Annotated in this window: 21 protein-coding genes and 1 pseudogene; 13 read left to right on the top strand and 9 right to left on the bottom strand. The window is 42.3% G+C overall.

Annotation, left to right across the window (positions count from 1 at the left end):
- Positions 1-617 precede the first annotated feature (617 nt).
- The 4 genes from ACXM1Q_RS05915 to ACXM1Q_RS05900 form a co-directional block, all read right to left on the bottom strand.
- A complete protein-coding gene (locus tag ACXM1Q_RS05915) occupies positions 618-1,295 on the bottom strand; it encodes a DUF6287 domain-containing protein (protein ID WP_458517065.1) in 678 nt (225 codons plus the stop codon).
- Between the two features lie 12 nt (positions 1,296-1,307).
- Positions 1,308-1,502 carry an SH3 domain-containing protein gene (locus ACXM1Q_RS05910; RefSeq protein WP_458517063.1) on the bottom strand — a complete coding sequence of 65 codons (195 nt, stop codon included), beginning with the start codon at positions 1,500-1,502 and terminating at the stop codon, positions 1,308-1,310.
- 663 nt (positions 1,503-2,165) lie between these two features.
- A complete protein-coding gene (locus tag ACXM1Q_RS05905; protein ID WP_458517061.1) occupies positions 2,166-3,515 on the bottom strand; it encodes a glucose-6-phosphate isomerase in 1,350 nt (449 codons plus the stop codon).
- A 76-nt stretch (positions 3,516-3,591) separates the two neighbouring features.
- Positions 3,592-4,467: an RluA family pseudouridine synthase gene (locus tag ACXM1Q_RS05900; RefSeq protein ID WP_458517059.1), complete on the bottom strand. Its 876-nt coding sequence runs from the start codon at positions 4,465-4,467 to the stop codon at positions 3,592-3,594.
- Between the two features lie 101 nt (positions 4,468-4,568).
- On the opposite strand from ACXM1Q_RS05900, the gene pbp2a reads away from it, so the two are divergent.
- From pbp2a to gorA, 5 genes are all read left to right on the top strand, one after another.
- Positions 4,569-6,809 (top strand): penicillin-binding protein PBP2A, encoded by a 2,241-nt coding sequence (gene pbp2a, locus ACXM1Q_RS05895; RefSeq protein ID WP_458517057.1) that lies wholly within the window; start codon positions 4,569-4,571, stop codon positions 6,807-6,809.
- 107 nt (positions 6,810-6,916) lie between these two features.
- Positions 6,917-7,069 (top strand): 50S ribosomal protein L33, encoded by a 153-nt coding sequence (gene rpmG / locus ACXM1Q_RS05890; RefSeq protein WP_135038108.1) that lies wholly within the window; start codon positions 6,917-6,919, stop codon positions 7,067-7,069.
- A 9-nt stretch (positions 7,070-7,078) separates the two neighbouring features.
- Complete coding sequence (gene secE, locus ACXM1Q_RS05885; RefSeq protein ID WP_135038106.1) at positions 7,079-7,258, top strand: preprotein translocase subunit SecE; 180 nt, start codon at positions 7,079-7,081, stop codon at positions 7,256-7,258.
- Between the two features lie 98 nt (positions 7,259-7,356).
- Positions 7,357-7,896, top strand: a complete 540-nt coding sequence (gene nusG / locus ACXM1Q_RS05880) for a transcription termination/antitermination protein NusG (RefSeq protein ID WP_135038104.1) — start codon at positions 7,357-7,359, stop codon at positions 7,894-7,896.
- A 99-nt stretch (positions 7,897-7,995) separates the two neighbouring features.
- The gene (gene gorA / locus ACXM1Q_RS05875) at positions 7,996-9,345 is read left to right on the top strand and encodes a glutathione-disulfide reductase (RefSeq protein ID WP_458517054.1); all 1,350 of its coding nucleotides are present in this window, start codon (positions 7,996-7,998) and stop codon (positions 9,343-9,345) included.
- 53 nt (positions 9,346-9,398) lie between these two features.
- On the opposite strand, the gene nrdI is transcribed toward gorA, so the two are convergent.
- The 3 genes from nrdI to glmS all read right to left on the bottom strand — a co-directional run bounded on the left by nrdI (position 9,399) and on the right by glmS (position 12,506).
- A complete protein-coding gene (gene nrdI / locus ACXM1Q_RS05870) occupies positions 9,399-9,866 on the bottom strand; it encodes a class Ib ribonucleoside-diphosphate reductase assembly flavoprotein NrdI (protein WP_458517052.1) in 468 nt (155 codons plus the stop codon).
- On the bottom strand, positions 9,866-10,405 hold the full coding sequence (locus ACXM1Q_RS05865; protein ID WP_458517050.1) for a hypothetical protein: 540 nt from the start codon (positions 10,403-10,405) through the stop codon (positions 9,866-9,868). Before ACXM1Q_RS05865 ends, nrdI begins: the two co-directional genes overlap by 1 nt.
- A 283-nt stretch (positions 10,406-10,688) precedes the next feature.
- Positions 10,689-12,506, bottom strand: coding sequence for a glutamine--fructose-6-phosphate transaminase (isomerizing) (gene glmS / locus ACXM1Q_RS05860; RefSeq protein WP_458517048.1), 1,818 nt, complete (start codon positions 12,504-12,506; stop codon positions 10,689-10,691).
- 581 nt (positions 12,507-13,087) lie between these two features.
- On the opposite strand from glmS, the gene ACXM1Q_RS05855 reads away from it, so the two are divergent.
- Entirely contained in the window at positions 13,088-14,326 is a 1,239-nt protein-coding gene (locus tag ACXM1Q_RS05855) for an MFS transporter (protein WP_458517046.1), read from the top strand.
- Between the two features lie 61 nt (positions 14,327-14,387).
- Here the strand turns inward: ACXM1Q_RS05855 and leuS are convergent, their stop codons facing one another.
- Positions 14,388-16,889, bottom strand: a complete 2,502-nt coding sequence (leuS, locus tag ACXM1Q_RS05850) for a leucine--tRNA ligase (RefSeq protein WP_458517067.1) — start codon at positions 16,887-16,889, stop codon at positions 14,388-14,390.
- 169 nt (positions 16,890-17,058) lie between these two features.
- On the opposite strand from leuS, the gene ACXM1Q_RS05845 reads away from it, so the two are divergent.
- The 3 genes and pseudogenes from ACXM1Q_RS05845 to ACXM1Q_RS05835 all read left to right on the top strand — a co-directional run bounded on the left by ACXM1Q_RS05845 (position 17,059) and on the right by ACXM1Q_RS05835 (position 18,660).
- Complete coding sequence (locus ACXM1Q_RS05845; protein WP_458517044.1) at positions 17,059-17,757, top strand: type II toxin-antitoxin system PemK/MazF family toxin; 699 nt, start codon at positions 17,059-17,061, stop codon at positions 17,755-17,757.
- A gap of 258 nt (positions 17,758-18,015) precedes the next feature.
- Positions 18,016-18,373: pseudogene (locus tag ACXM1Q_RS05840) on the top strand (type II toxin-antitoxin system RelE/ParE family toxin).
- Positions 18,370-18,660: a helix-turn-helix domain-containing protein gene (locus tag ACXM1Q_RS05835; protein WP_458517042.1), complete on the top strand. Its 291-nt coding sequence runs from the start codon at positions 18,370-18,372 to the stop codon at positions 18,658-18,660. Before ACXM1Q_RS05840 ends, ACXM1Q_RS05835 begins: the two are co-directional and overlap by 4 nt.
- 55 nt (positions 18,661-18,715) lie before the next feature.
- On the opposite strand, the gene ACXM1Q_RS05830 is transcribed toward ACXM1Q_RS05835, so the two are convergent.
- Positions 18,716-20,605, bottom strand: a complete 1,890-nt coding sequence (locus ACXM1Q_RS05830; RefSeq protein WP_458517040.1) for a M13 family metallopeptidase — start codon at positions 20,603-20,605, stop codon at positions 18,716-18,718.
- Between the two features lie 180 nt (positions 20,606-20,785).
- Here ACXM1Q_RS05830 and tpx point away from each other — a divergent pair, with 180 nt between their 5' ends.
- The 4 genes from tpx to dusB all read left to right on the top strand — a co-directional run bounded on the left by tpx (position 20,786) and on the right by dusB (position 24,667).
- Positions 20,786-21,277: a thiol peroxidase gene (tpx, locus tag ACXM1Q_RS05825; protein WP_135038176.1), complete on the top strand. Its 492-nt coding sequence runs from the start codon at positions 20,786-20,788 to the stop codon at positions 21,275-21,277.
- Positions 21,278-21,395: 118 nt separating this feature from the next.
- Positions 21,396-22,652, top strand: coding sequence for a YdcF family protein (locus tag ACXM1Q_RS05820; RefSeq protein ID WP_458517036.1), 1,257 nt, complete (start codon positions 21,396-21,398; stop codon positions 22,650-22,652).
- A 175-nt stretch (positions 22,653-22,827) separates the two neighbouring features.
- Complete coding sequence (gene hslO / locus ACXM1Q_RS05815; protein ID WP_458517034.1) at positions 22,828-23,700, top strand: Hsp33 family molecular chaperone HslO; 873 nt, start codon at positions 22,828-22,830, stop codon at positions 23,698-23,700.
- Positions 23,687-24,667, top strand: coding sequence for a tRNA dihydrouridine synthase DusB (dusB, locus tag ACXM1Q_RS05810; protein WP_458517032.1), 981 nt, complete (start codon positions 23,687-23,689; stop codon positions 24,665-24,667). The genes hslO and dusB overlap by 14 nt, the downstream gene beginning before the upstream one ends.
- The last annotated feature ends 381 nt before the right edge of the window (positions 24,668-25,048 follow it).

Below are 25,048 nucleotides of genomic sequence, written 5' to 3'. Positions count from 1 at the left end.
ATAAAGCTGCTGTTTCTTTACGTGTATGTCCCTCTTTAACATATTCAAGGACCCGTTTTCTAAAATCAATTCCGTATGCCATAAAAATAGTATATCATATACAGTTTATAATCTAAAAGAGTATAAAATCGGTATACATTTATTTTTAGAGACAATGACACATCAACTGATACAAAAAAGAACCCATGAGGGTTCCTTCTGGAAATAATAGAAAGGATACTAGAAAAACGAAAAATTCTCTCCGTTTCCCTATTGGTAAAAGAATGTTGTGAAAAATATTCACAGCATCAGTATAGCAAAAACAGATAAGCTTAACATATCCGTCCCACTTCCGCAACACCCTTTCTTATTAGAATTGTTCGGAAATCTACTTATTTTTTCTCCATAATTAACAGGAATCATTCTAAAAAAGAAAACCAGCTCCTAGATCCACTACTCCCACCTCTTTCTTTCCAAAAGATAAAATTTGAAAATTTTTTAATAAATCTCAAATTCTACCCATATCTGTTGCAGATAAGAAACAACTGAGGCCAAAGACATGCTAAACAGAAACGATCATCACCTATTACAGTTGACAAAACAGCATAAAAGGCTGGGATGCCCCAACCTTTTATGAATTATTCAACACGTGAAAATGTTCCTGAATAAGTTTCTGCTCCATTGGGAACTAAAGCCACAGTTCCATTCTGAGTATCAATAGAAAAACGAGGTAATGCTGAAGTTGTATAACCATTATCTGTCGCTACTACATAAGTTGCTCCATCCCATGAACCATACCCATTTAAAACATACAAATCCCGACTCAAATTTGCTCTCGCTTCTTCTGAAATATGATCCCCAGATGCCATCCTAATCTGAAGTGAACCATCTGCACCCATAGTTATCTGATTACCATACTCATCCTGCCATGTACCTGCTACAGAAGAGAAGTCCCCTGATACCAAAGCATCACCAACATTCATAGCAGATGCCATCTCACTCCCTGAAACTGGGGAAATTTCACTCGTAACAACAGATTCAGTAGCAGATACTCCTTGACTGACTTGTTGAGAAGAAGCCGCTTGCTCTCCCACTAGCGATTCACTTGAAAGTGCCGCCCCAGAGTTCACTTCAGTAGAACTAGCTGGCTTAAGACGAATCTTAGAGCTAGAAGAACTACTCTTACTCATAGATGATGAACTCTTAGCTTGTTGAATACTACTAGATGAACTAGTTGATTTATTCTCAACCTTAGATTCCTTCGAACAAGCTACCAACAATAAGACTGCTAATAATAGAACACCACTTTTTTTCATCTGATAACTCCTCTAATTAATCGCAATATATCTTCTTACACCTGATCTTGAGATGTAGCTAAGCCAGTCGTGACCCTCAGACTTCAAGATTTTATCATAATTGACAGTCATCCCTACATCATACCGAGCTATAATAGCCGCTGACATCTTAGGTTCATTTCTAATATAGGATGTTTCTTTAAATTTATAGGTACCACTTGATGGCATTGAATGGGCACGTGATTCCTCCGAATTTGAGCCTTGAGCTGTAGCCACAAGAAAAGTGTCGATTTCTATGTTGTATAAACATATTTTTCATGATTAATCTCCTTTTCTAATATATGACAATTTTCAATTTATAATTGTGATTTCTTTCACATTTATAGTATATCACTTTTTAAATAAAAAACTAGTCTATAAAAAATTTTTTTATTGTGATATAATAGTTAGAAAGTCATAAAATACTTTGCAAAAAATAAAACAACTGGTTAAACAATACTTAAAGGGACTGATACAATCAATCCCTTTTTCTTATACACTAATGACGAATCCCTTCAACTCTCATTTTATTTACACATCCAAGTCCAGTCACTCCTCTGCAAAAAGTCCAACAGCATGCAGTATAAAACAAGTAGCAGCAAGAAGCCAGATGTAGCATGAAAAATCTGGGATGTCATTCTATAACCAAGTCTCATTAAAAATTTCTTGAAGAGGATTCAAATCCTTAAGACTGGGCTCCAGTAACAGTTTTTCATTTTTAAGGGGTCAAAATACTTTGACACAGTAGTTGATTGACAAATAGATTCAGATTATTCCAAAACAGCTATACATCGAATCTCAGATCTTTCCTACAAGAAAAGAGGTTGGAAAGTCTCCAACCTCTTCTTTTGATTATAGACGTGCATTCAACTCCGCAGATAAGTCTTCAAATCCAGGTTTACCAAGAAGGGCAAACATATTTTTCTTGTAAGCTTCAACACCTGGCTGGTCAAATGGATTGATTCCGTTAAGGTAACCAGAAATAGCAATTGCCAACTCGAAGAAGTAAATCACATAACCAAGAGTGAAGGCATCTTGTTCAGGTAGGGTCACAAACATATTTGGCACATCTCCATCTGTGTGAGCCAATAGGACTCCGTCAGTTGCTTTCTTGTTTACAAAGTCCACATCTTTTCCTTGAATATAGCCTAGACCATCTAGATCTTCTGCAAATTCAGGGATTATCACGTTTTTACGTGGTTTGTCTACACGAACCACTGTTTCAAACATAATACGGGCTCCTTCTTGGATAAATTGACCAAGAGAGTGCAAGTCTGTGGAGAAATTTGCAGATGTTGGGTAAATTCCTTTTTGGTCTTTTCCTTCTGACTCTCCTGCCAATTGTTTCCACCACTCGCTGAAGTATTGAAGAGATGGCTCATAATTGACCAAGATTTCAGTCGCATATCCCTTACGGTAAAGAATATTGCGAACTGCAGCATATTGATAAGCTTGGTTTTCTTTCAAGTCCGCTGAAGCATAGTCTTTACGAGCAGCATTCGCTCCATCCATAAGAGCTTGAATATCTGCACCAGACGCAGCAATTGGAAGCAGTCCTACAGCTGTCAAAACTGAGAAACGACCACCGACATCATCTGGTACAACAAATGTTTGCCAGTTATTGGCATCAGCTTCTACTTTAACCGCACCTTTTTCACGGTCAGTTGTTGCGTAGATCCGGCGATTGGCTTCTTCTTGACCGTATTTTTTAATCAAAAGTTCCTTGAAAACACGGAAAGCAATCGCTGGTTCTGTAGTTGTACCTGATTTAGAAATTACGTTTACTGAGAAGTCCTTATCTTCAACATACTCAACCAAGTCTGCCAAGTAAGTAGAAGAGATGGAATTTCCAGCGTAAAGAATTTGTGGTGCCTTGCGCTCTTCCTTGCTTTGCAAGTTCACAAAATGATTGTTCAAGAAATCAATCGCTGCCTTCGCACCAAGATAAGATCCACCAATTCCGATAACAACCAAGACTTCACTATCAGCTTTGATTTTCTCAGCCGCTTCAAGAATACGCGCAAACTCTTCCTTGTCGTAATTTTCAGGAAGGTCCAACCAGCCTGTAAAGTCACTTCCAGCTCCTGTTCCCTTGCGTAGAAGTTCGTCAGCTGCTGAAACTTGTGCTTGCATGTAGTCCACTTCATGTGGAGCTACAAATTTGTCGAGCACTTTTGAATAATCGAATTGAATATGTGACATATTCCTACTTCCTCCAATTTTTTATCTCCCTTATCTTACTCTTTTATAGAAAAAAAAGCAAGAAAATTCACAAAAATTAGCGATTTAATGCAAACGTTATACTTGCTTCAAAACTGGGCGATAGAGCTTGCAGAACCAGAGCCTCCTGTGTCAGAGGATGAACAAAACTTAAACGATGAGCATGGAGCAGCAAACGACCCTCTGGATGGGGATGGTAAAGAGGATCCCCCAAAAGGGGATAACCGTGGTGAGACAAATGCACCCGAATTTGATGTGTCCGTCCCGTTGCCAACTGACAGGCCACCAAGGTCACATTCCGCCCCGACTTGAGCCTTGTCACCATGGTCTCTGCCCTCTGACCATTCTTAGTATCCACTCTACGCTTACGGCGGTCCTGACGATGGCGACCAATCGGATCTCGGTAAACTTGCCGTTTTTGTGGAACATTCCCTTGTACCAAAGCCCAGTATTCCCGTTTGATTTCGCGTCTTTCCAACAGTCGATTGAGCAATGGAAGAATCACTGGATTCTTGGCAAACAGTAACACACCACTGGTCTCCTGATCTAGCCTGTGAACCACATAGCAGGTTTGTCCAGTATGAGCCACAACATGATTTAGACAGGCCATTTCACCAGGTTGATTGGCATGGGTCTTCATCCCTTCTGGTTTGTTGACGACGATTAAATGCTCATCCTCATAGAGTACCTCCACTTGATTCGCCTGCCCAGCTTGAACTTGGCGGGAGTCGTACCAGTCCTCCTTAAACTCCAAGTCCAAGAGTTGCCCCTCTACAACGATACTTTGCCAATGAACCTCTTGTCCATCCAGGGTCAATGTCTTATCCATTCTTAGAAAATGCCGGATTTTTCGAGGAATCAGCAGTTGCTCCTCCAAAACTTGTTTGATAGTAAGACCTGTCCAGGCAACAGGAATGGTAATGCTAATCTTCATATCTTCATTGTAACAGAAAGAAAGCTTAAGAAAAACTGAAAGCAAGCTGCAAGCTAAGGCATTTTCTTGTTCACTTGTGGAGAAATTGATACAATAGCCCTATGAATAGACTAAAATCCGCCTTTGAGCAATTTTTACAGCTCTTTAAGGCTACCGAACACGAAGACGAAACGTTAAACAACCAAAACGAAGGTTACACAGACCCCTCATCTCAAGAATCTGAGGATAGCGAGAACAGTCGCATAGCAACTAAGAAAAAAAGCCGATTCTGGACTGGTTTTCGCCGCTTTTGGCGGCGCTACCACCTGACCAAAATCCTCCTCATTCTCATCTTATCCTTTAGTTTGATTGTTGGAGGCTGGCTCTTTTTCCTCGCTAAATCTGCCAATGTTGACGATTTACAAAACGCCCTCAAAGCCACAACCATTATCTATGACCGCAATGACGATGAAGCAGGGAGTCTTACCGGTCGTAAGGGGACCTATGTGGAATTAACAGCCATCAATCCAAACTTGCAACAGGCAGTGGTGGCAACTGAGGACCGCTCTTTCTACGAAAATAGCGGTATCAATTACGGTCGTTTTGCGTTAGCCATTGTAACGGCGGGTCGTAGCGGAGGTGGCTCTACGATTACCCAACAGTTGGCTAAAAACGCCTATTTATCCCAAGACCAGACCATCCAGCGGAAGGCGAAAGAGTTCTTCTTAGCTTTAGAATTAACAAAAGCGTACTCCAAAGAAGAAATCCTAACAATGTACCTCAACAATGCCTACTACGGAAATGGAATTTGGGGAATCGAGGATGCTAGTCAGAAATACTTCGGAATCTCTGCGAGTGAACTAAGCCTGGATCAAGCAGCAACCTTGGCGGGGATGCTCAAAGGACCTGAACTCTACAATCCACTCTCTTCCTTGGAGAATGCGACCAACCGACGCAATACGGTTCTACAAAACATGGTCAACGCTGGCTACATCGATCAAGAAGAAGCTGATCAGGCAGCAGCTATCGAGATGGCTTCCCAGTTGTCCGATACCTATGCCGGTAAGACGGATGACTATCGCTATCCATCCTACTTTGATGCCGTCATTGCAGAAGCCGAAAAAAACTATGGACTCTCCGAAGAAGATATTGTGAACAATGGCTACCGGATCTACACCGAGTTAGACCAAAACTACCAAGCCAATATGCAGTTGATTTATGACAATGAAAGCCTCTTTCCACAAGCTGCCGACGGCACTTACGCTCAATCTGGAAGTGTGGCCCTAGATCCACAAACAGGGGGAGTACGTGCCTTAGTGGGACGTATTAATTCTGATGAAAATCCTGAATTCCGGAGCTTTAACTACGCTACCCAGTCTAAGCGTAGCCCAGGATCTACCATCAAACCCATTGTTTCCTACACACCAGCTCTCGCTGCCGGTTGGTCGATCAACACCCAGCTAAACAACAGCAAAAAAAACTATGGAGACTATAGTATTGATAACTATGCTGGTATGACAACTACACCAACGGTTCCGATGTATGAAGCTTTAGCCGATTCCCTCAATCTCCCCGCTGTCGCAACCTTGGATGAGCTCGGAATTGAAAAAGGAGTCGAAAGTGCTAAAAAGTTCGGCCTCAGATTAGCCAGTGATACTCCAACTCTCGGCATGGCGTTAGGAAGCGGTTTTGAGACAAATCCGCTTCAAATGGCTCAGGCCTATGGGGCCTTCGCCAATAATGGGGTCATGCGTGATGCCCATTTAATCACCAAAATCGAAAATGCCAGTGGTCAGATTATCAAGACCCATAAATCCAATTCTACACGAGTCATGTCCAACTCCGATGCAGATAAAATGAACCAAATGATGTTGGGAACCTTTACCAATGGAACCGGTATCTATGCAGCCCCTGCCGGCTACACCATGGCTGGTAAAACCGGAACCATGGAAACTGATTTCAACCCAGATGTCTCAAGCGACCAGTGGGTTATCGGTTATACCCCCGACGTAGTCATCAGCCAATGGGTCGGTTTCCCTGAAACTGACCAGGAACACTACCTAACCGGAACCTCATCAACTGAAGCAGCAACTATCTTCCAAAGTGTGGCCGCCAGTGTCCTCCCCTATACGGAAGGCAGCAATTTCACTGTTCAAAATGCCTATGCTGCTAACGGTATTGCCCCTGTCAATTTATATGAGCAAGAGGAGACAAACAACTCAAGTAATCTCAATAGTTTCTTAAGCGATGTCCAAAACCAAGCTCAAACTATGGTCGATCAAGCTAAAGAAGCTTTAAACAGCGCCCAGCTCCCAGAAAAAGCTAAGAACCTTTGGGATAACTTTACCGGACTTTTCCAATAAACATGAAACACCAAATCCTATAGGCTTTTAGCCTGAACCGCTGTTTCCCTGTATTAAAACTTGGCAAGAATTTTAAATCTTGCTATAATAGGACTATTGGAGGCATCATGGCACTAAAAAAAGCAAGTTTAGCCTGCACGGTTTGTGGCTCACGGAATTACTCCATCAAGCTTAGCAGCAATCCCAAACCAACACGGCTCGAAGTTAATAAATTCTGCAAACATTGCAGCAAATATACCACTCATAAAGAAACACGTTAGGAGATACCAATGAGATTTGTCCTCGATACCTTCCGGGTCTTGCGGGATACCACTTGGCCCAATCGAAAACAACGCTGGACTGACTTTTGGTCTGTCCTACAATACTCTGCCTTTTTCATCCTTGTCATTTTCCTATTTGACCAGGCTGTATCAAGAGTCTTTAATCTTTTATTGGATTTTTTCCGATAAGAATCTATAAAAACTCCCCAAGTTCGGGAGTTTTTTTGTTATAATTGAGGAGAAAACACCCAAGCCTTCGGGCTTTTTTATATAGGAAAGGAATGTCCATGTTAGATAGTTTTGACAAGGGGTGGTTTGTTCTTCAAACCTACTCTGGGTATGAAAATAAGGTCAAGGAGAATCTTCTCCAGCGTGCACAGACCTACAATATGTTAGAGAATATTCTTCGCGTTGAAATTCCAACTCAAACCGTTCAGGTTGAGAAAAATGGAAAAAAGAAAGAAGTCGAAGAAAATCGCTTCCCTGGTTATGTTCTAGTTGAAATGGTCATGACCGATGAGGCTTGGTTTGTCGTTCGGAACACACCAAACGTTACTGGTTTTGTTGGCTCTCACGGAAACCGTTCGAAACCAACACCATTATTGGAAGAGGAAATCCGTGCCATCCTAGTCTCTATGGGTCAAACCGTTGAAGACTTGAACCTAGACTTCAAAGAAGGAGATACCGTCCGTATCATCGATGGTGCCTTCACAGACTACACTGGTAAAATCACAGAAATTGATCATAACAAGGTGAAAATGATGATTACCATGTTCGGGAACGACACCCTTGCAGAAGTCGATATCACCCAAATTGCGGAGTTGTAAACTCTTCTTGGCTTTGCCGAACGGCAAAGCTTTTTTTCATATCAAAATTAAGTATTTCTGAAGCTAAAATTGTAAAATAGGGGTAAAGGAGTGAATAGTATGGTAAAAGAATATGATATCCTCTCGATTGGGGGAGGATCTGGTGGTATTGCAACCGTCAATCGGGCAGCTATGTATGGAGCTAAAGCAGCTGTTATTGAAGGGAATCTTCTTGGGGGTACTTGTGTCAATCTTGGTTGTGTTCCCAAGAAAATCATGTGGTACGGCGCCTCTGTAGCGGACGTCTATACAAAATACGGTGCAGATTATGGTTTCACATCCTCAGACACCCAGTTTGACTTTGCTACCTTGCGAAAAAATCGTGAAGCCTATGTAGAACGCTCCCGTAATTCCTACGGCGGTCAATTTGAACGAAATGGGGTAGAGGTCATTGAAGGCTATGCTCGCTTTGTTAATCCACAAACAGTTGAAGTCAATGGGGAGCTTATCCGTGCTAAACACATCCTCATTGCCACAGGGGCCAAACCTAGCATACCGGATATTCCAGGGAAAGAGCTTGGTTTCGTCTCTGATGATGTCTTTGCTTGGGAAGAGCTTCCGAAATCCATCGCAATTGTTGGAGCAGGCTACATCGCCGTCGAAATGGCTGGTATGCTTGCTAGTCTTGGAGTTCAAGTAGATCTCTTTGTCCGCCAAGATGCTCCGTTGCGTTATTTAGATTCCTACATCCTCGACGGATTGCTACAAGAAATGGAAGCCGAGCAGATTCACCTCCATCGCCATAAGGTTGTGCAGCAAGCTCAAAAAGTCTCAGATGGTATTCAATTAAGCTTTGAAGATGGGAGTACACATGTTAGTGAGACTGTCCTTTGGGCTATCGGACGTGAGCCAAATACTACTGGTCTGAACTTGCAAGCAGCCGGTGTCAAACAAACAGAACGCGGCTTTATCCAAGTCGATGCCTACCAAAACACAAGCAGTCCTGGTATCTACGCACTCGGCGATGCCACAGGAGAAAAAGAATTAACACCGGTAGCAATCAAAGCCGGACGAACTCTGGCTGAACGTCTCTTTAATGGGCAAACGAACGCCAAAATGGATTACAACACGATCCCAACTGTAATCTTTTCCCATCCAGCTATTGGAAGTGTCGGACTCACCGAAAAAGCAGCCATCCAGAAATATGGAGCCGAGCATATTAAAACGTATACCTCAACTTTTGCATCTATGTATACAGCGGTTACCCAACACCGTCAACCTGTTAAACTGATGCTTGTTACCCTTGGTAAAGAAGAACAGGTAATAGGACTTCACGGTATTGGCTATGGTGTTGACGAAATGATTCAGGGCTTCGCCGTAGCGATTAAGATGGGGGCAACCAAAGCAGACTTTGATGCAACCGTCGCCATTCATCCAACAGGATCTGAAGAATTTGTCACCATGCGATAAACAAGAAAACACCCAATTGCTCATTTCTTAGAGCAACTGGGTGTTTTTAACGATTAAGAATGAATTTGTGCATAAGCTTCCAGGATTTTATGGGCGATCCGTTCTACATCATTCTGCATTCCCCTCATTTCAAATGTATCTAATACAGGAATAGAGAATTGCTGGCTATATTGTTGAGCTGTCAAACAATACTGTTGGTTAAAATTACGATTCCCACTACCGATAACTCCTAGACAATAAAAGGAATTCTCCCCATAGGCCATGAAATCTCGAACATCGGTAGTCAGAATTTCCACATCCCCATTATCAAGCCCATTCCCACCTTCCAAATAGGTTGGAATAAAAGTAACATAGGGTCTATTCAGCAAAAAGAATTCTTGCTCCTCCTTGACCAAAGCTTTAACATCAATCAAATTGATGGTCAAACTAGGATTTTGGATGAGTAAGTAAGTTTGGAGGCGCGTGACAAAACTTTCTGTATTGCCACTAAGACTAATATAAACAAAGGTCAACTCCTGCATTAGAACACCTCTGTTTCAAGAACTTCGTCTTCCAAACTCTTCTGGTAACGACGCAATCCAAAATAAGCAAGCGCAGATAGGAGTAGAAAAATAACCACAGATATAATCGCAGCATATTTATTAGCATTCAAGGTTTCTGCTAATCTTTCTTTATTTTTCAATAATGAACGAGCCATTTGATTAGAACTCATAACAGCAAACATACCACTTACAAGCACTGCGACACGCATTGCAAGGTAGCTATAAACAGATTTCTCAATATCCTTTTTGAAAAATAAAAAGAAAGCAGAAACTCCAAAAAGAATCGTTGTCACTGCAGTCAAAGAGAGAGACAGAGGGCTCCTTGACCATTCCAATGTAGCAATTTGAAGCTTGACAACTTCCACGCCCCCCAATTGTTGGAGCATTGTCTCATCAGTTAAAAACTCATTCCATGCCTTGAGAATATTTGGAAGTTGAATAAAACCATAGATATTCATCAATAAGCCCAAAGTTGATAATCCCAATAAAATATATAAAAATATCGGTTTCTTTTTCATAAATCCTCCTTATATTAAGCTGAATAAACTGCATCATCTATACTATTAGAATAGACCTATGCCCCTAAAAAGTCAAGGAAAAACCAATAAAGCTGCTCGACTCTTCCCTTATCTATTCGAAAATAATATATGAAATATTCACAAAAATAATGAACTCGCTAATTCCGAGTAAAGAAACAGGAATCATTCCCCCTTCCGCTTAAAATCTACTATCTCAAAAAGAGGATGGTCTGGGACCATCCTCTTTATCATCTATAAACCTTACAAGGTGCCAACTTCTATTCTACTCAACTGTTACAGATTTAGCCAAGTTCCGTGGTTTATCCACATCCAAACCACGATGAAGAGTCGCGTAATAAGCAATCAACTGGGTTGGGATAACCATCGCAATCGTAGAGAGATACGGATGAACTTGGTTAACAATAATATCGTCATCCTCACGCGCCACACCTTCTTCCACAATCGTCAAGACATTAGCACCACGCGCTTGCACTTCGGCAATATTTCCACGAGTATGAGCTGCTACTTTTTCATTCGCAGATAATAAGGCAATAACTGGAACCCCCTCTTCAATCAAGGAAATTGTTCCGTGTTTCAATTCACCCGCCGCAAATCCTTCGGTCTGGATATAAGATACTTCTTTCAATTTAAGACTAGCTTCCATCGCTACATAGTAATCCTGACCACGACCGATATAAAAGGCATTGCGGGTTGTTTCCAAGAGACTCCGAACCTTGCTGTCAATCAAGTCTTTTTCAGATAGACTAGCTTCAATGGATTGCGCTACGATTGACAATTCATGCACCAAATCAAAAGCTTCAGCTTTCACATTTCCATTGGCCTCACCAACTGCTTTAGCTAAAAAGGCAAGGGCTGCGATCTGCGCAGTATAGGCTTTCGTAGAGGCAACGGCAATTTCTGGCCCCGCATGAAGAAGAAGTGTATATGTCGCTTCACGGGATAGAGTAGAGCCAGGGACATTGGTCACCGTCAAACTTGGAATTCCCATCTCATTAGCCTTCACCAAAACCTGACGGCTATCAGCAGTTTCTCCTGATTGAGTCAAGAAGATAAAGAGCGGTTTTTGACTCAAGAGTGGCATCTCATATCCCCACTCAGAAGCAATTCCCAACTCCACCGGAGTATCCGTCAATTCTTCCAACATTTTCTTAGACGCAAATCCTGCATTGTAAGAAGTTCCCGCAGCGATGATGTAAAGACGGTCTGCTTCTTGTACTGCTTGAACGATAGCTGGATCAACCTTCATCTTGCCATCAGCATCCGCATAAGTGGAGATGAGTTTACGCATCACGGTTGGTTGCTCATCGATTTCTTTCAGCATATAGTAAGGGTAAGTACCTTTACCAATATCGGACAAATCCAACTCCGCAGTATAGCTATCACGCTCTACCGGATTGCCTGCATAATCCGTGATAGTGACTTGGTCTTTCTCCACAACAACCAATTCCTTATCATGAATTTCTTTAAATTCACTGGTTTCACGAATCATAGCCATGGCATCTGAGCCCACCATATTGTAACCATCACCCAAGCCAATCAAGAGTGGCGATTTATTCTTAGCTACATAAAGAACTTCTGGATTCTCAGTGTCCATCAGAGCAAAAGCGTAGGAACCTTCAATGATATTTAGAGCTTTTTTGAAAGCTTCCAAAACGCTCAACCCTTCAGTATCAACAAAATGGCCAACAAGGTGTACTGCGATTTCGGTATCCGTCTGACCTTGGAACTGGTGCCCAGCTAAGTATTCATCACGGATTTCTGCATAATTCTCAATGACACCGTTATGAACCATGACTAGACGACCAGATTCTGATTGATGCGGATGGGCATTGAGTTCGCTTGGTTTCCCGTGAGTTGCCCAACGGGTATGACCAATCCCAGTAAAACCTTCAAGGCTTGCGCCAACCTTGGCTTCCAAATCTGCAATCCGACCATTGGATTTCACCAAACGACCAGAGTTGGCACCATTTGAAACATAAACACCCGCTGAATCGTAACCACGGTACTCAAGCTTTTCTAATCCTTGCAAAAGAATATCAGTTGCCTGGGAATTTCCCACAACACCAACAATTCCACACATAATTGAATTCCTCCAAAATTGGTATAGTCTAATTCGACTTTTGTGAATTAACTGACAAGATTATAGTTTGTTGGGATTGGTTTGTCAAGGGTTAAAATTGGTAAATCCTTTCTCTTGTTCCATATTGATGAAGTAAAACTGAAAACTGTAATCTTTTTATCATGTTTTCACGCAACCTCTAGGAGATTCAAGATGTCTGTTTCAGACACCCCCGTCAACAACCATTCAGATGTTTTCAAAATCACCAAGTTCCTAATATTCAAATAGATTTAATGGTGTTACAATTATTCATAATAAGACCTTGTAATAATATTGGAAATACTCAATAATGTAGATAAGAATTTGTTTAGAACTATAAATCTGTGCAATCTGGGCTAGATATTGGTAAAACAGATTACTTTAAAAAAACTCTATTAGGATGGGCAGAAATTTTGCCTCCTGTAAAATGGAAAATTGGGTCATCCTTCTGATGTAAGGTAGGTTCAGAACTTCAATCCTAAGCAAGTCCATTAGCCTATGAAGGGATTTTCAATTACTCCGAATATTAAATTGACCTAAAAATGGAATAAGGGAGGGTTTCTATGTTCTTTAAAAATCACAAGCTTTATGCAGCCACTTTCATTAGCAATCTACTATCTGATTTTGGAGATACATTATACAGTCTAGCCTTACTAAACTATGTACTCTTAGTTCCAGAAAAAGAAATAGCAATCGCTCTGGTCGGAATCTCTGAAAGTCTCCCCATTGTTTTCAGCATTTTTCTTGGTTACTGGGCTGATCGGACCCAACAGAAAGTTCTGGCGATCATTCGTAGTCAACTGTTCCGATTCCTGCTCTATCTTGGAGCCGGTTTTCTCCTACAATTTAACCCTGCCCTAATCCTCATTATCAGTTTAATAGCCATCAATTTCTTTTCTGACCTGGCTGGCAAATATGAGAATAGTCTCTTTCTTCCAATACAAGTGCAACTACTCCCCGAATCTGAACGACAAGAGATTCTAGCTACCAGTCAGGGAATTAGTTCTGGTCTTTCAATTGCCTTTCAATTAGTAGGGGCTATTGTGGTGACTTGGATCAGCTATAGCCAACTGGCCTTCTTAAACGCTACAACGTTCTTAGCAGCCGCTTTCATCATGATTTTCCTGAGAGGTCGCTTAGGCCGGTTTATTCCAGTGGAGGAATCCGAAGTACAACAAGCCGCTCCCCCTTCTTTCTTACAATCCTTGAAAAAAGCTTGGGAGGACATCAGACAACTGCCACAGCTTCATCCCTTACTAATTTCCATTGCCAGTGCCAATGGTATTGTAGTCGTAATCATCACCTTGATGTTAGCCATGATTGCTACTTTTCCTAATCTCTCTCCCTTTACACCAGCATCAACAGTTGTCATTATGACTACTATCATCAGTCTCTTTTCAATCATTGGAAATATTTTAGTGGGAACAATTGCAAAAAATATGAAACTTGGGCAAATCATCACCTCCACCGCAGTTATTCTTCCACTTCTATTTCTAAGTCTCCTTGTTCAACAAATTTGGTTGATCTTTGCCTGTCTTGCCCTTATAGGAATCATGATGGGACTTCTTCAACCAAAAATGCAAGCTTATCTATTAAGCATCCTACCAATTGAACGCTTGGCTCTCCTCTCCAGTAGCATTACAACATTTGTTCAAGCTACCAATATCATCAGCCAGTTAGCAATGTCCTTCTTCATTGTGAATCTGCCCATTCATTGGACGATTATCCTTTACCTTGGATTAGCAGTCCTTCTTCTCTTCTATTTGCTCCGCAATCCAATTCGTGAGGACAGCAAGCAATAATCACATAAAAATAATAAAGCTAGGAATCAACGCCCTTGAGCATCGGTTCCTAGCTTTTCAATTATTTCACAACAATATTAACCAGTTTATTTGGTACTGCGATAACTTTGATGATTTCTTTTCCTTCAATTTCGGATTGAACTTTTTCATTGGCGAGGACTGTTGCTTCTAGGTCTTCTTTGGAGAGGTCTTTGGCAACCATAAGTTTAGCGCGAACCTTACCTTTGATTTGAACAACGATTTCAACTTCAGCTTCCACCAAGAAGCTTTCATCATAGCTTGGCCATGCCACATAGCTAATGGACTCACCTGAAACAGTCAAGGTTTGCCAAAGTTCTTCTGCCAAGTGTGGCGCAAATGGTGCCAAGAGTTGAACAAAGCCTTGAGCGTAGCCTTTGTAGAGTTTGTCGGCCTTATTAGCCGCATTGACGAAGATCATCAATTGGGCAATGGCTGTGTTGAACTTGTAGTCTTCAATCTGCTCGGTTACAGCTTTAACGGTTTCATGGTAAACCTTGTCTAGCTGGCCATCGTTTTGGTCAGTGATTTCCTTACTCGTAATGAGACGGTAAACCCGATCCAAGAATTTCCGGCTTCCTTCCAGACCTTCTTCACTCCAAGCGATGGAAGCATCCAATGGCCCCATAAACATTTCATAAACCCGTAGTGTATCCGCTCCGAATTGCTCAATCACATCGTCAGGGTTAACAACGTTTTTGAGGGATTTAGACATCTTAGCTGGTGTTTGCTCCAACTCTTCACCGGTCTCACTATTAAAGAAGGATCCATCTCGTTTTTCGACCTTATCGCTTGCGACCAAAGCACCTCGGCCATCACGATAGCTGGTTCCCAAAATCATCCCTTGGTTAAAGAGTTTTTGGAATGGCTCCTTGGTTGGAACCACGCCGAGGTCATAAAGGAACTTGTGCCAGAAGCGGGCATAGAGCAAATGTAAAACAGCATGCTCGGCACCACCAATATAGATATCAACTGGCAACCACATCTTGAGCAACTCCTCATCAGCCAACTTCTCTGTGTTGTGAGGGTCGATGTAGCGGAGGTAATACCAACTGGAACCAGCCCATTGTGGCATAGTATTGGTTTCCCGACGACCTTTAACACCATCTTCCCGTGTCACCTCCAACCAATCAGTAAGGTTGGCTAGTGGACTTTCCCCGGTACCAGACGGCTTGATATCGTTTGTTTTTGGAAGGACTAGCGGTAGCTGGTCTTCTGGAACAGCTGTGGAAGTACCATCTTCCCAATGAATAATTGGAATAGGCTCACCCCAATAACGTTGGCGACTAAAGAGCCAGTCACGTAGGCGGTAAGTGATGGTCTCTTCTCCCATCCCTTTTTCTTCTAACCAAGCCGTCATCTTGGCTTTAGCCTCTTCAGTATTTAAACCATCTAAAAACTCTGAATGAATATGCGGCCCATCTCCAGTATAGACCTCCTTCTCAACATCACCACCCTCAATAACAGGGAGGAGAGGAAGATCATAAACCTTAGCAAATTCCCAGTCACGTGCATCATGAGCCGGAACCGCCATCACCGCACCTGTTCCGTAGCTAGCCAAAACATAATCGGCAATCCAGATTGGAATCTCCTTGCCATTGGCAGGGTTGATAGCATAAGCACCCGTAAAGGCACCTGTCTTCTCCTTGGCCAAATCCGTCCGAGCCAAGTCTGACTTGAGACTCGCCTGACGCTTGTACTCAGCCACAGCCTCTGCCTGCTCAGGGGTAGTAATCACATCCACCAAGGCATGTTCCGGAGCCAAAACAGCGTAGCTAGCTCCAAAAAGCGTATCCACACGAGTTGTAAAGACAGAGAAAGTCTCCTCATGACCCTTAATCTTGAAATGAACAGTCGCTCCAGAAGACTTACCAATCCAGTTCCGCTGCATATCCTTGATAGACTCAGGCCAATCTAGCTCTTCCAAGTCCTCCAACAAACGATCCGCATAGGCTGTAATCTTCAACATCCACTGACGCATTGGCTTACGGACAACCGGATAACCCCCACGCTCAGAAGTTCCATCTGGAAGCACCTCTTCGTTGGCAATCGCTGTCCCCAATTCCTCAACCCAGTTAACAGGCACCTCAGCTTCATAAGCCAAGCCCTTCTCATAAAGCTTGGTAAAAATCCACTGCGTCCACTTGTAATAATTCGGATCCGTCGTATTCACCTCACGGTCCCAGTCATACGAGAAACCAAGGGCATTAATCTGACGCTTAAAGTTCGCAATATTCTCCGCCGTAAATTCCGCAGGATCATTCCCTGTATCCATGGCATACTGCTCCGCAGGTAGACCAAAAGCGTCCCATCCCATCGGATGAAGGACATTATAACCCTGAGCCCGCTTGTAACGACTCAAAATATCCGTCGCTGTATAACCTTCTGGATGCCCTACATGGAGACCCGCTCCAGACGGATAGGGGAACATATCCAAGGCATAAAACTTCGGTTTATCTGCATCCATTCCAGTCCGGAAAGTCTGATTCTCCGCCCAGAACTTCTGCCATTTCGGTTCAATTTCTTTGTGATTATAAAAGCTCATCATCTGCCTCACTTTAACAATAAATTATTCCTATTATACCATGAAAAAAGCAGTCCAGCCAAGCTATTCTCGTGCTACAACAAAGAATTTGGGTTACATATTTAGAGGATTTAAATCGTTTCTCCACTCCTTTTACGAATAAAAGTGTAACAATCGAAAGGAGGGGACAGTGGCAAAAAAATTAACAAACTTGGAATCATTCCAACATAAAAATGAAGCTGTAACTAAGCTAGACTCATTTCTATCTCACTTAATCGCACATGGCGAACAAGGAAAAGCAGATAAATTATCCTTCTGGATCAAAGATTGGATAAACTACTTAGAGCAAGAGAAGTCCTTTAAGACAACCAATACTCTACGATACCGCAGGGGAAATATCATCAAAGCTCATCTCGGTTTTAATGTCGGTAGTGAGCAGGGAGGCCTTCATTATGCAATTGTTATTGATGCTCATAATTACCAGTCCAACCCCGTTCTAACAATTATTCCACTTACTTCAGTCAAATCACACACGGACATTTCTCATTTACGAAAAGATCAACTCTATTTAGGATCAGAAATTTACGATAAACTAATCCACAAACTTAATCTCCTTCTAGCCGAGCTAAGCTCAGTCTCACTAAGTGAATTATCCGAACAAGAAATTGAAAATTTCCAAGCAAAATTTAATTATGCTAGAAGAACCAAAACTGAAACCAGTAGAATGAAGGCAGGGAGTATCGCACTTATTGATCAAATCACTACCATCAGTAAAATGAGAATTTTTGATCCCAAAAATTCTTACGGTGTATTAAAAGGAATTAAAATATCAGATGCTACCTTAGACAAACTTGATAGACAACTGAAACAAAAATTTTTTAAAAACTAACAGTTTGTAATTGACAATCAAAAAAAATAAGCGTAGAATCTAAAATACACAGCTCCTCTGCGAGCATTGAGAAGACATGGTCCTTTACGGACATCAGCCTGCACCTAGAGGGAGCGGGCTTTTTTTCACATTAATAAATGGAATCCCCTTCAGTTAACTCCTAAATTTCCGAATAAATCGTAAAGAAAAAATTCAGAGTTAATAACTTAAAAGTATTTATTTTTGATAATTTTAAAGTTATAACAAAGGAGAGCTGCAGTGTATAACATTTATTTTTATAAAGATAGACAGGGAAAAGAACCACTTCTAGATTACCTTCGTGATCTTGCATCTACGGACAGCAAAGACAGTCGTATCAAATTAAATAAGATTAACGACTACATCAAAATCCGTCAGACTGAAGGTACTAGGACTGGTGAACCATTTGTTAAGCACATAGAGGGGGGATTTGAGAATTACGCCTTCTTAAGGATCGCATTTTCTTTGTTTCTAGCTTAATAACAGCTTCATATTATTACATCATTTCAGGAAAAAATCTCAGAGGACACCGCTTTCTGAAATTAAAAAGGTCCGGCGGGAACTCAAAGACTTGCTAGAAAGAGGGGGAGAATCATGACAAAGAACTCCGCTATAGGAAGCAATTGGCAAGACATCCAGAAGGAACTCCTATCTCCAGAAGAGATTCGAGAAAGCGACCTACGAGTTGCCCTTATGCTGGAATTGATAAGAGCCAGAAATGAACAAGGACTCAGCCAACAAAAACTCGGAGAACTCGCTGGTGTCAGCCAACCGGTCATCGCTCGGATGGAGACAGGTAAAACCAGTCCACAACTGGATACTGTCCTAAAAGTATTGGCCAGTCTGGGCAAAACGCTAGCAGTCGTTCCCCTAGATAAGGCATAAACAAAAAGACATCCGTCTCGATTGGAGACAGGATGCTTTTTTGTTATCGTTGATTTTACCAAATCTGAATGCGGTCAGCTGGGTCTCGCCACATGCCGTCTTGGTCGGTCACATCGAAGGTTTGGAAAAACTCATCGAAGTTTGGTAGTTGAAGGTTAACACGAAGTTTGGCTGGTGCGTGAACGTCCACGGCTGCCATCATTTGCATAAATTCTTCCCGACCTTTCATACGCCAGATAAGCGCGTGATTTTCAAAGAAAGCTTGAGCGGAGTAGTCTGGGTCTTGCTTAGCAGCTTCTAGGGCTGCTGAAAGACCGCCAAGATCCGCGACGTTTTCCGACACGGTTAACTTACCATTGACCTTTGCGCCATAGGAATCTTGCCCTTCAAAGAGATCAACCACTTTTTGGGTTCTTTCTTGGAAAGAATCATAATCGGCTTGGGTCCACCAATTATTGAGGCTGCCGTTTTCATCGAAAGAGGCACCGTTGGTATCAAAGGCATGGGAAATTTCATGGGCAATAACGGCTCCAATTCCACCGTAATTGGCAGAAGAAGATTGGTGTAGATCATAGAATGGAGCTTGTAAGATTGCTGCTGGGAAGACGATTTGGTTCTTCTGTGGATTATAATAGGCATTGACCATGTGAGCAGGCATGCCCCACTCCTTATCGTCCACTTCCTGATTCCACTTGGACCAGGCGTGTTTAATGGATACACGACCCAAGGCTTGCGCATTTTCAAAGAGAGATAGCTTTGGGTCTACTTTCTTAGCTGCATAGTGTTCAGGTAGTTCTTCAGGATAGCCGATATAAGGGCGAATCACATTGAGTTTCACAATAGCTTTTTCCCGAGTTTCTGGACTTAACCAGTCATTGTTCTCTAGGCGACGCTTATAAACTTCAATCATCCGCTGGATCTTCGCTTCCACATCTGCCTTAGCTTCAGGAGAAAAATAGTTCGCAGCATACCAAAGACCCAAAGCTTGACTGAAAGGTCCCTGTGCTAAATAGTAAGCAGCCTTTTTCGAATTCATCGGAACAGGAGTCCCAGAAAGAGCACGACTATAGGCTCCTGACAAGACCCGAATCTCATCTGTTAAGTAGGCATCCGCTTGTAAAATCACATTCAAAATCAAAGACGCCTTCAGATAAGGCCAAGCTTCTTCTGAATAGAAAAGCTCAGCAGCCTGCCAAAAACGCTCTTCTGGTACAATCACCTGATCCGGTTCTTGACCTAGAATCTCTTGGAAAACATCTCCCAAAGGAAGATCTGGTACTAGAGCTTTAAAATCTTCCCAGGCATATGGGTGATAGAGTTTCGCATACTCAGATGATTCTTCACTAGAAAGCACAACTCCCGCAATCCGTCGGTCCAGTTCCAGGCTCTTATCTAAGAGATCTGCAATTTCCTCCTCCGTCAATGGGAATTTAACCAGAAGTTCTTCCATAGAAGAACGCCAAAGAGCCAACAACTCATCCTTCTGCGGGTGGTCTTCCGCATAATAAGAAGTATCTGGCAAGATCGTTCCAGGCGCATAAGCCCACAAAACATTGATTCGGGCGTTCATGAAGTCTGGAGCGACACCAAATGGAAGGAAATTCGGTGTCCCCGCCATCTCAAACTCCGCCAAACGCTGGCGATAGTCTTCATAGCTCAAATTCTTATACTCTTCTAACAGTGGCAAGACTGGTGTCACTCCCTCCGCATCTCGTTTATCATAATCCGATGCCAAACGATGAAAAGCTACAAATTCCTGCAAAACAGAATCCTCAGGCAGATTTTCCCCTGCCAACCACTGATCCGTTTTCTCCAAGAACAACTCTTCAATCTCATCCGCCAAGTCCACAAAGGAACCAGTCCGCGCCTTATCTTCAGGGATTACAGCCGTAGCCGCCCACTCACCATTGATTGCATCATAAAAATCATCTTGTAGACGTACCATACGAAACCTCCATTCTTTTCCTACTATCATACCATATTTAAGCAGCTAGGAAGAGGACATGGATGTCAGGGTGAATTCCAAAAAGAACCATCAGCTATTCTTGAATTCCCTAAAACAAATCACCTAATCAGCTTTTTCACCACATTTAAGATAAAATGAAAGAAAAGAAAGGAGTTTCCTATGCCACAATTTCTCGGACAAGAAGTCCATCTTATCGGTAACCGTCTCCAAGTTGGAGATCTAGCCCCGCAGTTTACGCTTCTCAACAAAGATTTAGAAAAAGTTAGCCTCTCCGATTTTGAGGGGCAGAAAAAAGTTCTCAGCATTGTTCCATCCATTGATACCGGTGTCTGCTCAACTCAAACACGTCAGTTTAACAGCTACCTCTCTCAAAAATCCGATACCGTCATTATCACCATCTCGATTGATACTCCCTTCGCACAAGCACGTTGGTGTGGAGTCGAAGGACTCGACAAGGCTGTCATGCTATCGGACTACTTTGACAATTCATTTGGAAAAGCTTACGGTCTTCTCATGGAAGAATGGCATATTCTTTCACGTTCAGTTCTCATTTTGGATGAAAGTAACACCGTTCGCTATGTTGAATATCTTGAAGATGTTCACCAAGAACCTGACTACCAAGCTGCTATCGACGCTTTGGACAGCTTATAACCTACAAAATCCGCTAGATACTAGTGGATTTTTTCAGCTCTCCTCCTTCCAAAATCGTAAGTTTTCCTCCACTTTTTCATGGTATAATTTAAAAAATAAAATAGATAAAGGATAGACCATGAATCAACTGCACTTTCTTATTCTCGGCTGGATTTCAGCTGGTCTTTTTGCCTATTTGAACTGGAGGCAGCCCGACAACAAATATAGTTCCATTTTCTTAGGACTAGCTGGAATTATTCAGGCCCTAATTCCAACCTGGCCCTTGGGCTTGGTATACTCCTTGCTTCTCCTTTGGTATGTCTTTAGACCAGAGCAGGAGCAAATTTCCATCTGGCAAATGTTGCCCTTCTTCTTTTTAACCATTTTAGCGATTCCCAACCCACTTTGTTGGGGTTTCCTCCTCACTTGGTCTTTCTTCCGGGATAATCGCAGCCTGCTCAACCCTATCCTGATGATGATTTTCCTCATTTTCAGCTATTTCTACCTAGCATCACTAAGCTATCAGTTAGGCTTTGAGATACTCAGCAATATTTTCACCGGATTCCTCTTCATTCTCCTCCCCTTGATTATTTTAGCCGGTGGCTTTTTCCTCATTTACAATGGTTTCGTCCTTCTCCGCAAGGAAGGACGCTCCAAGGCTAACTACTTCTCTCTCTTTCTAGGTGTCGCTGTTGTTCTCTTTTATGTCATGGTTATTATACGGCTGACCTATTATGAATTCTTCATCCAACACCGACTCCTCGATATTCCTTACTACATTGCTATTTACACCTACATCCTTTTTGGAATCACCTTTACCGGATTTCTCATTTATTCTTGGTTGTATTTGCATTTGCCCAAAAAGAAAAAATATGACTTTATCATCATCCATGGGGCTGGGCTCCTGGGAGGGGAAAAGGTAACACCCCTGCTCCAAAAGCGGGTAGATAAAGCCATCGAAGCCTTTCGCAAGTCCACTAATCCTGCTGTCAAACTCATCGCCAGCGGAGGTCAAGGACCTGACGAAAAAATTAGTGAAGCCAAAGCTATTCAAAACTACATTCTCGAAACCACAGACATCCCAACAGAAGCCATTATTTTGGAGGATCGTTCGACAAATACCTACCAAAATCTCCTCTACTCAAAGGAATTAGGGGAGAAAGCAGTAACAGAACCACGCTTCCTCTTTGTCACCAACGACTACCATGTCTTCCGCACTAGTATTTACGCCCAACAAATTGGCATGAAAGGCGACGGCCTTGGTTGTAACACGGCCAGCTACTATATCCCTAGTGCCTTCTTACGAGAACTGGTAGCCATTATCGTTCGTCTTAAATGGCTCTATGTCACCCTTTATATCCCATTTCTCTTTCTTTTATGGGTTTCCTATTTTTAATAACAGACAAGGAGGCTGGATCAATAAAACCAGCCTCTTGTCTGTTATTTTATTCAGATTTTGAAATAGGTTGGCATTCTAGTTCCAGTTCCGATTAGGCTCGTGAGCCAGTATTTTATCAGATAACAAAATTACCAAATACTTAAAATTTCGGATTTTTGCTATAATGGAAGACATGGATACTTTAATCAAAACTACCGCAAAAAATAGTGCTTTTCGCGCTTTTGTAATCGATGCGACTGAAACTGTGCGAGCTGCTCAAGAAGCTCATGAGACAATGGCTAGTTCTACCGTAGCCCTCGGTCGCGCCCTCATTTCCAACTTACTCTTAGCCGCCAATCAAAAAGGCGATACCAAAATGACCCAAAAGATTATTGGGGATTCTTCTTTCGGCCACATTATTTCTGTTGCTGATAGCAAGGGACATGTCAAAGGCTACATCCAAAATACTGGCGTAGACATCAAGAAAACCGCAACAGGAGAAGTCTTGGTAGGACCTTTCATGGGGAATGGCTATTTTATCGTTATTACAGACTATGGAATGGGCAATCCCTACACTTCCACCACTCCACTAATTAGCGGAGAAATTGGAGAAGATTTGGCCTACTACCTCACAGAGAGCGAACAAACACCTTCAGCCGTTGGACTCAATGTCTTGTTGGATGAGAACGACAAAGTCAAGGTAGCAGGAGGCTTCATGCTTCAAGTTCTCCCTGGTGCCAAGGAGGCAGACATTGCTCGCTTTGAGAAACGCATCCAGGAAATGCCTGCCATTTCGACCCTGCTAGCATCTGACGACCACATTGAAGCCTTGCTTGCAGCAATTTACGGGGAAGATGATTTTACCCGCCTGAGCGAAGAACCTGTCGCTTTCCTCTGTGACTGTAGCAGGGAACGGTTCCTAAACGCTTTGGCTAGCTTACCAAATCAAGACTTACAAGAAATGGCTGACCAAGATCAAGGGGCTGAAATCATCTGTCAGTTTTGCCAAAAAGAATATAAATTTACAGATAAGGATTTAGAGGAACTCATCAATGAAAAATCGTAATACACCTTTCAACATTGGAAGTGTCGAGATTCCAAACCGGACTATCCTAGCACCAATGGCTGGAGTAACCAACTCAGCCTTTCGAACCATCGCCAAAGAACTTGGTGCTGGTCTTGTGGTGATGGAAATGGTCTCCGATAAGGGAATCCAATACAACAACGAAAAGACGCTCCACATGCTTCATATCGACGAGGGAGAAAATCCCGTATCAATTCAGCTTTTCGGAAGCGATGCGGATAGTCTATCACGAGCTGCAGAATTTATTCAGGAAAATACCCGAACTGATATTGTAGACATCAATATGGGCTGCCCTGTGAATAAGGTTGTGAAAAACGAAGCCGGTGCCAAATGGCTCAAAGATCCAGACAAAATCTATCACATTCTCAAAACCGTAAAATCGCATCTGGACATCCCTCTAACCGTTAAAATGCGGACTGGTTGGGCCGATCCAAGCCTAGCTGTGGAAAATGCTCTAGCTGCCGAAAGTGCTGGTGTAGATGCTCTAGCCATGCATGGACGAACTCGGGAACAAATGTATACAGGAGTAGCTGATTTAGAAACCTTGCATACAGTAGCCCAAGCTCTTACAAAAATTCCCTTCATAGCAAATGGAGATATCCGAACAGCTGAAGATGCTAAACAACGCTTAGAAGTAGTCGGTGCCGATGCCGTTATGGTCGGACGCGCCGCCATGGGAAATCCCTATATCTTCAACCAAATCAATCATTACCTGGAAACCGGTGAACTCCTTCCAGACCTCAGCTTTGAAGATAAAATGCGCATTGCCTACGAACATCTCCGCCGCTTGATCAATCTCAAGGGTGAGTATGTCGCTATCCGTGAATTCCGCGGCCTAGCTCCCCACTACCTCCGGGGTAGCTCCGGAGCAGCCAAACTCCGTGGTGCTATCTCACGCGCAGAAAGTCTAGCCGAAATCGAAGAACTCCTCCAATTGCAAGGAGTTTAAAGATAAAGTAGAGAAAATCTGAACAAAAAGAACCAAACATCTCTATTACCAAACTATACACCCCAATTCGTTAGGCATAAAAATCTAACGAATTGGGGTGTATTTTTATGAAATCAGACTTTGAAAATAAATCTGAAATTTATTCCCTGAATCTCAACGACTCGTTTCCCTTGAGTATACTCTCCCAAATAGGGAATAGTTTACGGCTATGAATCAGACTTTAAGAATAGGGAGGAGCTGGTAATGATCACGATTATATAGTCATTTAGTTTTTAAATAGTATGTTATTGCATCAGTTATAGAGTCCATTTTACGAAGTAATTCTGTAACTGATTTTTTTAAAATAGCCCAGCTTTTTTCAATAGGATTTAATTCTGGAGA

This window comes from Streptococcus sp. 10F2 (assembly GCF_054331515.2).
The sequence above is the reverse complement of the archived record's forward strand: the minus strand, read 5'-3'. Positions and strand labels throughout refer to the sequence as shown.

Bases quoted from the DNA above. Each gene is read 5' to 3' on its own strand.
- ACXM1Q_RS05915 (WP_458517065.1), bottom strand. From the start codon at position 1,295: ATGAAAAAAAGTGGTGTTCTATTATTAGCAGTCTTATTGTTGGTAGCT.
- ACXM1Q_RS05910 (WP_458517063.1), bottom strand. From the start codon at position 1,502: ATGCCATCAAGTGGTACCTATAAATTTAAAGAAACATCCTATATTAGA.
- ACXM1Q_RS05905 (WP_458517061.1), bottom strand. From the start codon at position 3,515: ATGTCACATATTCAATTCGATTATTCAAAAGTGCTCGACAAATTTGTA.
- ACXM1Q_RS05900 (WP_458517059.1), bottom strand. From the start codon at position 4,467: ATGAAGATTAGCATTACCATTCCTGTTGCCTGGACAGGTCTTACTATC.
- pbp2a (WP_458517057.1), top strand. From the start codon at position 4,569: ATGAATAGACTAAAATCCGCCTTTGAGCAATTTTTACAGCTCTTTAAG.
- rpmG (WP_135038108.1), top strand. From the start codon at position 6,917: ATGGCACTAAAAAAAGCAAGTTTAGCCTGCACGGTTTGTGGCTCACGG.
- secE (WP_135038106.1), top strand. From the start codon at position 7,079: ATGAGATTTGTCCTCGATACCTTCCGGGTCTTGCGGGATACCACTTGG.
- nusG (WP_135038104.1), top strand. From the start codon at position 7,357: ATGTTAGATAGTTTTGACAAGGGGTGGTTTGTTCTTCAAACCTACTCT.
- gorA (WP_458517054.1), top strand. From the start codon at position 7,996: ATGGTAAAAGAATATGATATCCTCTCGATTGGGGGAGGATCTGGTGGT.
- nrdI (WP_458517052.1), bottom strand. From the start codon at position 9,866: ATGCAGGAGTTGACCTTTGTTTATATTAGTCTTAGTGGCAATACAGAA.
- ACXM1Q_RS05865 (WP_458517050.1), bottom strand. From the start codon at position 10,405: ATGAAAAAGAAACCGATATTTTTATATATTTTATTGGGATTATCAACT.
- glmS (WP_458517048.1), bottom strand. From the start codon at position 12,506: ATGTGTGGAATTGTTGGTGTTGTGGGAAATTCCCAGGCAACTGATATT.
- ACXM1Q_RS05855 (WP_458517046.1), top strand. From the start codon at position 13,088: ATGTTCTTTAAAAATCACAAGCTTTATGCAGCCACTTTCATTAGCAAT.
- leuS (WP_458517067.1), bottom strand. From the start codon at position 16,889: ATGAGCTTTTATAATCACAAAGAAATTGAACCGAAATGGCAGAAGTTC.
- ACXM1Q_RS05835 (WP_458517042.1), top strand. From the start codon at position 18,370: ATGACAAAGAACTCCGCTATAGGAAGCAATTGGCAAGACATCCAGAAG.
- ACXM1Q_RS05830 (WP_458517040.1), bottom strand. From the start codon at position 20,605: ATGGTACGTCTACAAGATGATTTTTATGATGCAATCAATGGTGAGTGG.
- tpx (WP_135038176.1), top strand. From the start codon at position 20,786: ATGCCACAATTTCTCGGACAAGAAGTCCATCTTATCGGTAACCGTCTC.
- ACXM1Q_RS05820 (WP_458517036.1), top strand. From the start codon at position 21,396: ATGAATCAACTGCACTTTCTTATTCTCGGCTGGATTTCAGCTGGTCTT.
- hslO (WP_458517034.1), top strand. From the start codon at position 22,828: ATGGATACTTTAATCAAAACTACCGCAAAAAATAGTGCTTTTCGCGCT.
- dusB (WP_458517032.1), top strand. From the start codon at position 23,687: ATGAAAAATCGTAATACACCTTTCAACATTGGAAGTGTCGAGATTCCA.